We start from the raw sequence: 14,158 nt of genomic DNA, 5'->3' as shown, positions 1-14,158 counted from the left end.
GCTGTTTGAACTTGCTGGTCACAGAATTCACCCCGTAGACCCCCCTTCCCGCCACCTGAAACGGCAAAACCCAACGAGGTAGCCAGGCCATGATTGATCAGACAGTCGTAGAACTGTCGCGGCTGCAATTCGCTCTGACCGCGATGTACCACTTCCTTTTCGTTCCCCTCACGCTTGGCCTGTCCTTCATGGTGGCCATCATGGAGAGCGTCTATGTCATGACCCGCAAGCAGGTCTGGCGCCAGATGACGCTGTTCTGGGGCACGTTGTTCGGCATCAACTTCGCCATCGGCGTCGCCACCGGCATCGTGATGGAATTCCAGTTCGGCATGAACTGGTCGTATTACAGCCATTACGTCGGCGACATCTTCGGCGCACCGCTGGCGATCGAAGGCCTGATGGCGTTCTTCCTGGAAGCGACCTTCATCGGTCTGTTCTTCTTCGGCTGGAAGCGCCTGAGCCCGGTCAAGCACCTCACCGTGACCTGGCTGATGGCCCTGGGCACCAACCTCTCGGCGGTGTGGATCCTGATCGCCAACGGCTGGATGCAGAACCCGACCGGCGCGATCTTCAACCCGGAAACGATGCGCATGGAGGTGGTGGATTTCGCCGCCGTGCTGTTCAACCCGGTGGCCCAGGCCAAGTTCGTGCATACGGTCAGTGCCGGCTACGTGACCGGTGCGGTGTTCGTGATGTCGATCAGCGCCCTGTTCCTGCTGCGCAACAAGCACAAGGACATGGCACGCCGTTCCTTCGCGGTGGCGGCCGCCTTCGGCCTGCTGTCCTCGCTGTCGGTGGTGGTGCTGGGTGACGAAAGCGGCTATGCCGCCAGCGAACACCAGAAGATGAAGCTGGCCGCGATCGAAGCGATGTGGGAAACCGAGCGTGCGCCGGCCGACTTCACCGCCTTCGGCATTCCGAACCAGACCACCCAGCAGAACGATTACGCGATCAAGATCCCTTACCTGATGGGCCTGATCGCCACCCGTTCGCTGGACCAGCCGATCCCGGGCATCCTGGAGCTGGTGGGGCGCGCCGAGAACCGCATCCGCGGCGGGCAGCTGGCCTACGGTGCGCTGGAACGCGTGCGCAAGGACAAGAACGACATCGAAGCGCGCGAGATGTTCGACCGCCATTGGCAGGATCTGGGCCACGGCCTGCTGCTCAAGCGCTATCGCGAAGACATCCTCAACGCCACCCCGGAAGAAATCTCCAAGGCCGCGATGGATACCGTGCCGCGGGTCGCCCCGCTGTTCTGGACCTTCCGCATCATGGCCGGGCTGGGCTTCTACCTGATCGCCTTCTTCGCGCTGGCCTTCTACTACTCGTGCCGCCACAACTTCCAGGACAAGCGCTGGTTCCTCAAGCTTGCCCTGTGGTCGCTGCCGGCGCCGTGGATCGCGATCGAATGCGGTTGGTTCGTGGCCGAGTACGGTCGCCAGCCGTGGGCGGTGGACGGCGTGCTGCCGACCTTCTACGCCGCCTCGGGCCTGGCCCTGCATGAAATCCTGACCACGTTGGCCGTGTTCACCGCGCTGTACACGGTGCTGTTGATCATCGAAGTGAAGCTGATGCTCAAGGCGATCCGCAAGGGCCCGGACGACATCCTGCCGTCGCTGCAGGCTGCAGCCACGTCCCTTTCCCCCAATGCCGCTGCGCCGACCCACGGTCGGGCGTAAGGCAGGAGAACCCAGATGGAATTCATTGGACTCGATTACACCACGCTCCGCGTGATCTGGTGGCTGCTGCTCGGCATCCTGCTGATCGCCTGGGCGGTGATGGACGGTTTCGACCTCGGCGTCGGCACGTTGCTGCCGTTCGTGGCCAGGACCGATGACGAACGCCGGCTGGTGATCAACACCGTCGGCCCGGTGTGGGAAGGCAACCAGGTGTGGCTGGTGCTCGGTGGCGGTGCGATCTTCGCCGCCTGGCCGCCGCTGTACGCGGTCAGCTTCTCCGGCTTCTACCTGGCGGTGTTCCTGATGCTGTTCGGGCTGATCCTGCGCCCGGTCGCCTTCAAGTACCGCAGCAAGATGCCCGGCAAGCGCTGGCGCGAGAACTGGGACCGTGCGCTGTTCGTCGGCGGCCTGCTCCCGGCACTGATCGCCGGCGTGGCGGTGGGCAACGTGCTGGTCGGCGTGCCGTTCCACTTCGATGACAGCATGCGCATCTTCTACACCGGCACCCTGATCGGCCTGCTCAACCCGTTCGCGCTGGTGGCAGGTCTGGTCAGCGTGGCGATGGTGGTCTCGCACGGTGCCGCGATGCTGGTGCTCAAGACCGATGGCCCGGTGGCCGAGCGCTCGGCCCGTTACGGCAGCGTCGCGGCGGTGCTGACCTTCGTGCTGTTCGCCCTGGCCGGCGTCTGGGTGGCCTTTGGCCTGCCGGGCTACCAGATCACCTCGCAGGTGGTCACCGATGGCCCGACCAACCCGCTGCTCAAGACCGCGGCCGTCGGTGCGGTGGCCGGTGGCTGGCTGCGCAACTACCAGAGCATGCCGCTGACCCTGCTGGCCCCGATCCTCGGGCTGGTGGGTGCGCTGGCCAGCGCGGTACTGCTGCGGGCCCGCCGTGGTGGCCTGGCGTTCCTGGCCTCGGGGGCGTCGATCGCCGGCATCATCCTGACCGTCGGCTTTGCGATTTTCCCGTTCCTGCTGCCCTCCTCCAGCCAGCCGGGCTCCAGCCTGACCGTCTGGGACAGCTCCTCCAGCCACCTGACCCTGGGGATCATGCTGATCGCCACGGCCATCTTCCTGCCGATCATCATCGCCTACACCTCCTGGGTCTACCGCGTGATGAAGGGCAAGACCACGGCCGAAGAGATGGGCGACAACCCCAACGCTTACTGACGCGCCCCACGGCGCCATAGGAGACTTACCATGTGGTACTTCGCTTGGATTCTGGGTGCAGGGCTGGCTTCGGTCGTGGCCATTCTCAACGGCATGTGGTTCGAAGCCCGCGAGCAGAGCCGTACGGATCACGAAGAAGGCTAAAAAAAGGTTGCCGATCGGGTCTTCACACCGTATCCTTGTCGGCTCCTTCGGGGTGTAGCTCAGTCTGGTAGAGCGCTACGTTCGGGACGTAGAGGTCGCAGGTTCGAATCCTGTCTCCCCGACCACTTCGGTGGTCGTATCGAAGCCTGGGAACACGTTTCCAGGCTTCTTTATCAAGGGCCGTGGCAACACGGCACCGAAGGCGAAAAACGCGATCCCCCCTTGCCGCCGACCGGCGGGATCGATACAATAGGCGGCTCCTTACGGGGTGTAGCTCAGTCTGGTAGAGCGCTACGTTCGGGACGTAGAGGTCGCAGGTTCGAATCCTGTCTCCCCGACCATCTGATGGTCACAATCAAGCCTGGAAGACATCACTGTCCTCCGGGTTTTTTTGTGTCTGGCGATTGGCAGGCCGGGTAGCGGCTGCGGATCTCCCCTTCGCAGCTGCCGGTGTAGCGGTAGCCCTTCCCCAGCATGCACCGTTGTGCCGCGTAGAGCTTGTCGCGTGAAAGATGGGCGGTTTCCTCACCCGTGGCACCTTGCCGGTCTGGGGAGATGTTCCCACTGCGTTGGCCGCCGCAGGCCTGCCAGTCCGTATCACGCACCAGGGCACCTGCGTCCGGCCTGCTCCAGTCGTGGCCCGGCGGCACCAGCTGCCGGGTTGCGGCAGGGTTTCCATTCATCCACATCCCACCTGCACCACAGGCGGTCAGCCCGAACAGCATGCCGAGCACCACCGTCGCGCGACCTGTGTGCCATCTGGCGGGATGCCTGCGACAGATGAACCCCCTACGGAGAAACAGCAGCGTCATGCGCATCGTATTCACTCCACCGGAAACCCACGACGCACGAACTCGAACCCCTCGCCGGCCATGCATGCGTCATGGAGCTGGCCCAGCCGAGCGGCGATCTCTTTGCGCCGCTTCTTCTGCGCCGAGGTACGTTCGGCATGCCAGATCTTCGTGATCACGGCGCTCTCCTTGAGAAGCCCAACGTACTCGTCGTCATTTCGCAGGTGCTGGCTGCATTGCTGCCGGGCCAGGTCCGCGTCGGCCTTGCTCGCCCCCGCCTTTCGCCAGTACTGCCGCGTCGGCATGACGCGAACGGAACCCGCCGGAACAGGCCCCATGTCCGTCACCGCCACCTGCCCCGGTACAGCGGGAGTGCTGGCACATCCTGCAACCGCGAGAAGCACGGTCGCCATCAGCATCGATATCCGTCTGGCCTTCCGGCTCGCGCGAGGGTGCTCATGCACCGACCGTCGATCCCAGGGATCAGGTGCAGCGGTGAACGCAACGCCACGAGGCCGCAGCACGTTCATCGCGACTGGCAGGCGGGGAATCGACTCGCAATATCCCCTGAGCATGACCCGGTGTAGCGGTATCCCTTTTGCATCATGCAGCGCTGGACGTCGTCATTCTTCCGGGTGAGGCGCTGCACGGTTTCGGGACCGTTGCCGCCCTGCTGATCGATGCCGACGTTGCCGTTCGCCATGCCGCCGCATGCCACCCACGCCGCCCCCAGTTGCGAGGCATCTGCCGTGCCCGCGGCCCAGCTGTCGCGCTGCGAAGGGGGATTGGCCAAGGCGTCGTGGGTTTTCTTGTCACAGTAGGCGCGCGGCGTCTGCGGGCCGCATAAGCGCCCGTTGCCCGCGGTGCAGCCCGTCATGACCGCTACCGCCATCAGCAGACCGAACCCCGTACAGCTTCGCCTTCGAACCTGCTTCATGCGCTTCGTCCAGGATGTCCGCAGACGCCTTACTTCTGGCATGCGGGATATTGACTGCGTATATCGCCTTCGCAGGAGCCCGTGTATTGATACCCGCGGGACATCATGCAACGCTGCATGTCGTCGAACTTGCGGCTCATCGCCTGCTGGATCACCGCAGAGCTCGATCCATCCGACGTGGCGACGTTGTAACCGCCGCTGTCCGCCCCGCCACAACCGAGCCAGTCCGCACTGCGGGCCGCGGGGTCATTGCCTGCCTTCTGCCAATGATCGCGCGGTGGAACGATGTTCCTGCCCACGGACGGATCTCCATTCATCCACATACCGCCGATGCCACAACTGGCGAGCATCAACGTTACACAGGCAAGTAGGAGCCTGTTTCCTGCACGCGGGGAACTCATGCTGACGTACCTTTTCTTTGAGGGATTGAGGAGGGATGTCATCGACTGGCACCGGCAAGAATGGAGATCGCGGACCAGACCTGGGGCGGCAGCGCCTTCGCCATTGCGAAGGGAGCCGCCACGGGAATCGCGACGACGGTCCAGCCTTCGTGGAAGGTGGACAGCGCCCATGGACGGCCACGACGTGCATTCCCCTGCTCATCGTACAACCCTGCAAGTTGCCCGCCGATCATGTCATGCGGGCCGGCGAAGTACTCGATCAGCCTGTCCTGCCAGTCTCCTGGCTTGTAGGGGTCGCCTCGCAGCGTCCCTGTCCAGCCTTGGATACCCCCAGTTACGCCGCCCAGTTTCTTGCCTTCCTCCGACGCCAGGTACTGGGCGAGGGTCAATCCCCCCTGTTTATCGTCGAACTGCACGCGTCCCAGCGAATCCAGGGCAAGTGTGCCGTCTGGATTCGTTGCGCAGCGGATGCTGCCAGGTCCGCACAGCTGATCCAGGTCCACGCGGGTTCCCCCGATCTTGAACTCATCGCCATCCACACCGGCACTCTTTCCGTGGATGTTGTCCAGTGTCGTCACGCCGTCGGTGACACCCGGGAACAACTGCGAGTTCTTGATCATCTCCTGCCGCATCCAGTCCGCCGCACTGGCCAGCGCCTCCTTGGAGACCGCGCTGGTCGCCGAGCCGGTCACCGCGCCGATCAGGATGTTGAGCATCTTCTCCTGCGTGCGCAGTTCATCGGCTTCAGCCTGCAGCGCAGCCTTCTGCTCCGGCGTGTCGGCGTGTTCGTAACGCTCCTTGATGCTGGCGCCGCGGCTGGCCACATAGCTGCCCACGGCACTGTGCGCCTGCTGGGTGAACGCTGCGCTGATCTGCGCTTCGGCCTGCACCTTCTGCGCGAGCTCCACCGGATCCCAGTTACGGATCAGCCCGTTGGCATCGTCGCCACTGAGCACACCGCGATTGAGGCTGGCCAGGGTGTCGTCGATGCTCTTGCCGGTCTTGGCCAGCTGCGCGTTGCCATCGGTGATGGTCAGCGCGCCTGCGCTGATGCCGCTGCGGGTGGTGCTGGCATCGCTGCCCTTGTCGCTGGCATAGCCGGGTGCGGCGGCGCTGGCATCGTTGCCATAGTTCTGCCACGACCAGCTGCTGCCCTGCCCGGCTGCACCGGTGGACCCAGGCGTGCCGTCGTTGCCACGGCCGCTGTTGCCGCCATTGGACGGGCCGCCTGTGCCGCTCTTGCTGAAGCCGCCGGACAGGCTCAGGCTGCTGGCTTTGTAATCGCTGCGGTTGTCCAGATCGCGCACGCTCAATGTGCTGGTGATCAGCTGGTTGCGACCGTCGGCGATGGCCTGCTCGCTGGAGGCGATCACGCCACCGATCAGATCGGTATTGCCGCCTACGCGCACCTGGTAGCCACCGTCGCCCGCCTTGATCCCGCTCTGCTCGACAACGCTGGCGTAGTCACCATCGACCTTGGTGTTGCCGTAGCTGGCGCTGCCGGAGAAGCCCAAGCCGACCGTGACACTGCCGCCGACACTGGTGTCCTTGCTGTGGAAGGTGGAGGTGTCCTGCAGGCTCTCGATGTTGAGGTCGCCGCCGATATCGGCGATCACCTCGCGGCCGCTGGCCACCGCGCCACGCAGGGTGGTGTCGCCACCGGATTCGAGCACCAGCGTGTTGCCGGCGTTGACGTGGCTGTTGGTCCACTGCACGTCGGTGCCCTCGCCCTTGCCCTTGGAGCCACTGGCGTTGGCGGTGATGCCCGCACTGGCACCGCCGGAGCCGATGCTGATGGCCACGCCGACACCACCGCTGGCCGCGCTGCTCTTGCGATCGGTTTCCTGCGTGTTCTTCGCCGCCAGCAGGGCGATATCGCCATCGGCCCGCAGGTAGGCGTTGTTGCCGGCGTTGATGGTGCTGCCAATCACGGTCAGATCCGAGTCCTTGCCCGCGCCCGTGGCACTGACGCGCACGTCGCCGCCCGCGGTGATGCTGGAGCCGGCTGCGTTGTCATGCGTGGTGGTGGTCTTGCTGTCGCTGCGTGCGCCGCCCACGGTGATGGAGATGTTGATGCCGCCCGCCGCGCCCGGATCGGCCTGCACCGCACCCACCGCTGCCGCCGTATTGAGCACGGTGGTCGCCGCCGCCAGCGTCTTCATGCGGCTGTCGTCGGTCTGGCTGGCCGCCTTCTTCATCTGCTCGGCGCTCTGGATCGCCGAGATCACCGGCGCGGTCAGCGCCACCGTCAGGCCGGCCTGGCGGAACTTGTCCTCCTGGGTGGCGACGCCGGTCTCGCGGGCCTCCACGATGTCGACCTTGCGCGCATGGATGTCGATGTCGCCCTCGGGCGCGACGACGTGGCTGCCAACCTGGCGGTAGTTGTTGCCCGCCACCATCACCACGTTGCCCGCGGTGGAGCCGATGGTGGACGCCGCGGCACTGGTACTCACGTCCTTGGCATCGCGGCTCTGCATCTGCGTGCCGACCGTGAACGCGACGCCGCCGTTGTAGAGGAAGCCGCTTTCATCCTTGCGCTTGTAGTGGCTCTCGCCGCGCGTGTTGGTCGCCGCCTGCACGGTCAGATCATTGTCGGCCAGCAGCACCGTACCCGCATCGGAGACCACGTTGCTGCCGGTCACGGTGATGTTGTTGCCGCGCACCGCCACCTGGTGCCCGCTGAGCGTGCTGGCGATGGCCTGGGTTTCCTCCAGGCTGTCGCGCGTGGTGTTGGTGGTGGACTTCAACAGCCCGCGATGTGTGTGCTTGCGGCCCTCGCTCCAGTTGTTGCTCCGCTCGCCGCTGGCGATGCTGACGTCGTTGTCGGCCATCACCGAGATCGCGCCATCGCTGCTGTAGACCTGCGCGGCGCGCAGGTTCACGTCATGCCCGGCCTGCAGTTGTACCGCCCCGGCGGTATCGAGGGTGGTGCCGACCTCCCGTTCGTAGCCTTGGCGCAGGTAGTTGTCGTTGTTGCGGACATTGTTTTCCTGGCGTGCCTCGGTGACCGTGCCCAGGGAGAGATCCCGGCCCGCCGCGAGCAGGGTCTGGCCCTGTGCACCGGTGTTGACCACCTGGGCGCCGTCCATGCGCAGATCGCGGCCGGCCTTGGCCAGCAACGTGGCGCCCTGGTCGCTCACGAACAACCCGGCCACGCGATCGATGTTGGTCCGGCTGAAGTCGCTCAACCCCGCGGTGTTCTGACCGCTGCGGGTGGTGGTGACCATGTTGAGATCACGGCCGGCGCTGGCGACCAGCACGCTGCGCGCATCGATCAGGCCGCCGAGGTTGTCCAGATCGGTACGCGCGTTGGCATTGACCGTGTCACCGCTGATGCGGCCGTCGAGGTTGCGCAGGTTCTGCGCGTCGATCTTCACCGCGGTGCGGCCAGCAATGGTGCCGCTGTTGACCAGGTCGCCGCGCAGGTTCAGCTCCACCGAGCGGCCGGCCAGCAGCGTACCGGTGCCGTCGATATCGCCGGGGCGCACGCGCACATACACCTGCGGAACCAGTGCGGTGGTGGTGCTGCCATCGGCCAGGGTGACGCGCTGTTCGACCAGCCAGACGATGTCGCTGGTGAGCTGGGCCATCTGTGCCGGGGTCAGCGCCACGCCGGGGCGCAGGCCCCATGCGTCGGCGATGGTGGCCGCGTTGTCGAGCAGCGCGCGGTACTGCGCTTCATCGTCGGCGTAGCCGTCCAGGAAGCGGCGGCCGGTGAGCTGGGCGACCTGATCGCGGACCAGCTTCTGCTCGTAGAACCCATCGCCCAACCGCTTCTGCACGTTGGCCGGGTCCACGCCCATCTTCTGCAGCAGGTACTCCGAGCCGAGCCAGCTGCGGTAGTCGGCAAAACGCGGATCGGTTTCGACCAGATACTGGCCAGCATTCGGGCCGCTCTGGAACAGGCTGCTCTGCGGCAGTTCGGCCTCCACGCCGATGGTGCGGATAACGGTCGGCTGGTTGCCCGCCGCACCCTGCGCACCGGTGCCGGCAGTGCTGCCGGGCCCGGCCAGCGAGGCCACGCTGGCGCTGACTTCGGTCACCTGGCGCTGCCCACCCACGGCACCGGCCTCGGCTGCGCCACCGACCTGCCCACCGACGGTACCGGTACTGACGCCGCCCACCTGATAGCCGCTGCCACCGTCGCGGGTGTGCTCGGCCGTCCGGGTGACGCCCAGGTTGATGGTGCGCACTTCATCGGCCGGGCGATAGGCGATTTTCCGGTCCCACTTGCGTTCGTGATAGCGCTTGAAACCACCGCGCCAGCGACTGTAGGTGTACTGGCTGGTGCCTTCCTCGTGCACGCGGTACTCGCCGAACGCATCGATGTTGCGCAGGTTGCCCAGGTCGCCCAGCAAGGCGCCGCCGGCCAGGATCTGGCTCTTGTCGTTGATCAGCTCATCGCCGCGTAGCGTCATGTTGCCGCCGGAAATGATGCGGCCGGGCGCGCTGGAGGCGACCTGGGTTTCGTACTCGGTGTGGGTGACGTCGTACTGGGTCCAGTCCTTGACGTCGCCGTTGCCGTTCTTCCACCAGTACTTGCCGGCGCGGCTCCAGCTGGACCAGGTGAACTCGCTGGCATCGTGCATGCCCGGCGTGCCCTTGGGCTGGATGTACAGCTTCTTGGTCGGGCCCACCACCATTACTTCAGTGGTGGCGAAATGCTCGTTGCTGTTGAGCAGGCGCGTGGCATCGATGGTCAGGCCACCCAGCGATTCGATGGTCGCGCTGGCATTGTGCACCGAGCCGGCGCGACCGACTGCATGCCCCTGCGCATCCAGCGCACCGCCGATGTTGAGTGCATTGTCGCCACCGCCGGCACTGAAGATCAGCGCCTGCTCGCGGTTGACCACGGTGCCGGCGCCGATGTCCAGGCGCTCACGCGCGGCAATGGTGGCCGCGCGGGTCACGCCCTCCAGCGTTTCGTCACTGTTGACCAGGGTGTTGGCACCGATCGACAGGCGGTCGCCATAGATGCGACCGGTGCCGACGTTGAGGATCACATCGGCATCGACGCGGGTATCCACGCCGTCGATCAGGCCTCGGTTGCCGAGCACGCCATCGGCGCGCACCTGCGTGCGGATGCCGCTGATCTCACCCGTGGCGAGGTTGTCGATCTGGCGTGCCTGCAGGTTCAGATCCCCGGCCTGCACCTTGCCTGCGTTGGTCCACAGCCCCTGCGTGGAAACGGTGGCCTTGCCATTGGCGGTGATCTGGCCATCGTTGCGGTAGTCCTGCTGCAGCGCCAGCACCAGGTCGCCCTGCGACAACACCCGGCCCGTACCGTTGAGCGCGTTGGCATGCAGCGTCTGGTTGCCCGCCGACAGCAGCGTGCCGTCGGTGTTGCCGACCTGGCCGGCGTGCACGTCCAGGCTGCCCGCCGAGGACACCAGCCCCTGCTGGTTGAGCAGCACATCGGCCGCCTGCAGGGCGATCCGCTGGTCGGCGGCGATCATGCCCGCGCTGTTGTCGATCTGCGCAGCGGTGAGGGCCACGCTGCGGCCCTGCAGGCCGAGCGGGATACTGCCGCCGGTCGTGTTGCGGTTGTCGATGCGCGCGGCGTGGGCGACCAGATCGCCGCCGGCCACGGCCAAACCGGCCTGGTTGACCAGCTCACCGCTCAGATCCAGCGTCAGATTCTCGCTCGCCTGCAGGCGGCCGCCGCTGTTATCCACGCGCTGCGCCTGCAGCAGCAACGAGGCCCCGCTACCCACCTGCCCGCCGCTGCGGTTGTCCAGCGAGGCCAGCCGCGCATCCAGCGCCGCCTGCGCCTGGACAAGGCCGGCCCGGTTGTCCAGCTCACCCGCGCGGAGGGTCAGCCCAGCACCGCTGACGATACCGCCGCGCGCGCCCGCCTCGGTGTTGCCCAGGCGCTGGCCGTGGGTATCGATGCGCATCGCCGCACTGGACTGCAGCAGGCCAGCGCGGTTCTCCAGCGCACCACTGCGGATATCCAGCGTGCCGGCGGTGGCGGCGAGGATGCCCTCACTGTTGTCCACGCCCCCCAGGCCCGTATCGAGAGCAACGGACGCGCCCGCCAGGGTGCCACGCACGTTGGTCAGCCCCTGACTGGCGACCGAGAGCGCACGTTCGGCCTGGATCACACCGGCGGTGTTGTCGATATCGCTCGCGCTATCGAGCGTGACATCGCCTTCGACCGAGGCCAGGGTGCCCGCGTCACGGTTGATGATGCGCCCGGCCTGCACGTGCAGCGTGTCGTTGGCAGCGAGGATGCCGGCGCTGTTGTCGAGGGACTGGGCGACCGTCACCTCAAGCGTATCGCCTGCGTTGACCGTGCCGCCGCGGTTGTCGAGGTTGCCGGCGCGCAGCTGCTGCGCACCACCGGAAGCGATCAGGCCGGCCTGGCGGTTGTCGAGCAGGCCGTCCACAGCGAGCTGCAGCGCGCTGTCGCCGGCTGCCTGGACCGTGCCAGCCTGGTTGTCCAGCTGGCCAGCCTGCAGCGTCAGATCGCCAGCGCTGGCCAGCGTACCGCGCTGGTTGTCGAACGCGCCGCTCACCTGCAGCGTGGAGGCCGCACTGCCTGCCGCCAGCAGTTTGCCGTCGCGGTTGGAGAGGCTGCCCGCCTGCACGGCGAGCGCACCGTTGCCGATGATCTGTCCGCTGTCGTTTTGCAGCGCGTGGGTCACGCGCAGGCCAAGCGTGTCGGTGCCGGTGGCGATCAGCTCACCCCGACGGTTGTCCAACTGCCCGGCGTCGATCGCCAGGCGCACCGCCGAGGTGATACCGCCGGAGACGTCGATACGCTGTCCCTGCAGGTGTAGCGCGCCATTGCTCAGCAGCTTGCCGCCTGCCCCGGCCAAGGTCGCCGCGGTGACGTCCAGGCGGCCGCTGCCGGCCTGCTGCACCTGCCCACCCGCGTTGCTCAACAGCGCGGTATCGATGGCCAGATCGCCGTTGCTGGCGAGCGTGCCACCGCTGTTGTCCAGCGCGGTCGCCGCCTCGATGCGGTTGGCCTGGCTGCCGGTCGCCAGCAGCTGGCCGCCACGGTTGTCGAGCGTATCGACCTGCACATCAAGCATGCCGGCCTGCAGTTCCGCCTGGCGATGATCGACCTGCCCTGCGCGCAGGCTGAGCGTTCCAGCCGTGGCGATCTTGCCGCGCTGACCGTCCAGCGTGCCGGTGGTGAGCTGCAGGCCGTCGCTGCCGGCGTGCAGCAGCGTGCCATCGGTGTTGACCAGCATTGCACTGGTCAGCGCCAGCGAAGCGGCGTTGCTGGCGAGACTGCCGTCGGTGTTATCGAGCGTGCCTGCCACCTGAAGCTGCGCGGGTGCAGTGCCGCTGTGGGCGATCTTGCCGCTGCGGTTGGACAGCTGCGTGGTGCGCACATCGAGGGCGCCGCCCACATTCAATGCGCCCGCGTCGTTGTGCAGTGCCTGGCCCTGCACGCGCAGATCGCGCTGGGTGGTCAGTTCGCCCTGCCGATTGGACAGCGCACCACCGTTCACAGTCAGGTCGCGCACGCCGATGCTGCCGCCGTCGTTGTCCAACCCATTGGCGCGCAGATCGATATCGCCACCGGCCAGCACCGCGCCGGCATCGTTGTCGAGCAGGCCGGCAATCACCACGCGGCCCTGCGCGAGCGGCGCGGTGGTCGGCGGAATCACGCCCGGCGCGCTGCCGTCGGTGCTGCCGTTGCCGGTACCGCTGCCGTTGCCCGGGGTGCCCGCACCTTCCCCCGTGCCTGGCGTCGTCGGTGCGGTCCCATCCTGCTGGGCCAGCGCGCCGATGCTGCCCTTGTCGCGGTTCTTCAACTGCCCACTCTCTACCGCCAACGCCTGCACACCCGCCTGCTCGATGCGCCCGTCGCGGTTGACCAGCGAGGCGGCTTCCACATCCAGACGGGTGCCATTGAGCTGGCCGCCGCGGTTGTCCAGATCCTGGCCGGTGCGCAGGTTCAACTCGCGACCCGCGCTGACCAGACCTTCATTGCGCACACCGCCGCTGGCCGCGATGCCGGTGTCGTCGCGCGCCTGCAGTTTGCCGGTGTTTTCCAGCCGGCCATCGACGGTGACCACCAGCTCACCGGTCTGCGCGCCGAGATTGCCGGCGTTGCGCACGCCTACCCCATGCTCGGTGCCCATCAGCAGAATCTTGTTGGCATACATGCCGCCGAGCTGGGCGACGTCGAGCGCGTACTGCGGCGTGCTGCCGTCGGCCGCTTGGGCCTGCACGCGGCTCAGATCGGCGCTCACCGTATTGGCGCCAGTGGTGACCTGCAGCTGCTGTGCCCAGAGGCCCGCATTGAGCTGCACCGAGCGCGCGATCAGATCGGTGTAGTCGACCCGGCTGGCATCCATGCCGGCGCCAAAGATATGGATGGCACCGCCCTGCACGCGATAGCCCTCCAACGCGCCGCCGTTGAACGTCGGCGTGCCGGTGGTCAGGGTGATGCGGTTGGCGTTGATGAAGCCGCAGCCATCGCAATCGATACCAGCGGGGTTGGCGATCACCACCTGCGCACGGTCGCCGGCAACTTCCACGTAGCCGCGCAGCTGGCTCGGGTTGGCGCCGTTGATCTCGTTGAGGATCACCCGTGCGGTGCCACCGGCCAGCCACGGATTGCCCTGTACCCAGCCACCGAGCTGGGACTGCGTGTTGCCGCGCGAATTGTTGAGGATGGCGCCCTGCTGGTCGACATCGAAACGCTGGTAGGTATTGCGCGAGACACCCGCCGCACTGGGGGTCTGGATGTTGATCTGCGGCGTGCCGTTGGCGGTTTCCAGCACGGTCGGGCGCTGGTTGCCCGGTGCGTTCGGATCGGCCACCACCTGCGCCGCGGCCAGGCCGCTCACGCCGACCCAGCCCAGCATCACCCACAACGCGAAGGCCATCGGACGCAGTGCCGCCGTGCGATCGCCATCCTGCCCGGTACCGGCGCCGCCGGGGCGCGGGGTGATTTCCGCGGCGACCTGCCAGAGCATGAGGGCGTGGTTGAACACGAGGCGGTACAGATGCTTGTTCATTACAATTCCTTTGTGTGCGTGCGGTCGGTGCGGCGCGAACGCGCCCGCACTG

Annotated in this window: 8 protein-coding genes and 2 tRNA genes; 5 read left to right on the top strand and 5 right to left on the bottom strand. The window is 66.6% G+C overall.

Translation table 11 applies throughout. The annotated features are described in order from the left end of the window. Window positions 1-89: 89 nt before the first annotated feature. From ACW6W5_RS05870 to ACW6W5_RS05850, 5 genes are all read left to right on the top strand, one after another. On the top strand, window positions 90-1,679 hold the full coding sequence (locus tag ACW6W5_RS05870) for a cytochrome ubiquinol oxidase subunit I (protein WP_152152712.1): 1,590 nt from the start codon (window positions 90-92) through the stop codon (window positions 1,677-1,679). Between the two features lie 15 nt (window positions 1,680-1,694). Continuing rightward, entirely contained in the window at window positions 1,695-2,849 is a 1,155-nt protein-coding gene (gene cydB, locus ACW6W5_RS05865; protein ID WP_121038151.1) for a cytochrome d ubiquinol oxidase subunit II, read from the top strand. 30 nt (window positions 2,850-2,879) lie between these two features. Beyond that, complete coding sequence (cydX, locus tag ACW6W5_RS05860) at window positions 2,880-2,993, top strand: cytochrome bd-I oxidase subunit CydX (protein ID WP_019182852.1); 114 nt, start codon at window positions 2,880-2,882, stop codon at window positions 2,991-2,993. 48 nt (window positions 2,994-3,041) lie between these two features. Then, window positions 3,042-3,118: transfer RNA gene (locus ACW6W5_RS05855), tRNA-Pro, on the top strand. 139 nt (window positions 3,119-3,257) lie between these two features. Then, window positions 3,258-3,334, top strand: a tRNA-Pro gene (locus ACW6W5_RS05850). A 30-nt stretch (window positions 3,335-3,364) separates the two neighbouring features. Here ACW6W5_RS05850 and ACW6W5_RS05845 read toward each other — a convergent pair. The 5 genes from ACW6W5_RS05845 to ACW6W5_RS05825 all read right to left on the bottom strand — a co-directional run bounded on the left by ACW6W5_RS05845 (window position 3,365) and on the right by ACW6W5_RS05825 (window position 14,106). Next, window positions 3,365-3,811 carry a hypothetical protein gene (locus ACW6W5_RS05845; RefSeq protein ID WP_152152714.1) on the bottom strand — a complete coding sequence of 149 codons (447 nt, stop codon included), beginning with the start codon at window positions 3,809-3,811 and terminating at the stop codon, window positions 3,365-3,367. Window positions 3,812-3,816: 5 nt separating this feature from the next. Continuing rightward, window positions 3,817-4,203: a hypothetical protein gene (locus ACW6W5_RS05840; RefSeq protein WP_458233632.1), complete on the bottom strand. Its 387-nt coding sequence runs from the start codon at window positions 4,201-4,203 to the stop codon at window positions 3,817-3,819. Between the two features lie 107 nt (window positions 4,204-4,310). Beyond that, complete coding sequence (locus tag ACW6W5_RS05835; RefSeq protein ID WP_152152718.1) at window positions 4,311-4,721, bottom strand: hypothetical protein; 411 nt, start codon at window positions 4,719-4,721, stop codon at window positions 4,311-4,313. A gap of 29 nt (window positions 4,722-4,750) precedes the next feature. Further along, window positions 4,751-5,122, bottom strand: coding sequence for a hypothetical protein (locus tag ACW6W5_RS05830; protein ID WP_147433862.1), 372 nt, complete (start codon window positions 5,120-5,122; stop codon window positions 4,751-4,753). A gap of 38 nt (window positions 5,123-5,160) precedes the next feature. After that, window positions 5,161-14,106, bottom strand: a complete 8,946-nt coding sequence (locus ACW6W5_RS05825; protein ID WP_152152720.1) for a two-partner secretion domain-containing protein — start codon at window positions 14,104-14,106, stop codon at window positions 5,161-5,163. Between the last annotated feature and the right edge of the window lie 52 nt (window positions 14,107-14,158).

The sequence above is a fragment of the Stenotrophomonas sp. IS26 genome, from assembly GCF_054188265.1.
This window is presented reverse-complemented; position numbering and strand designations above follow the sequence as displayed.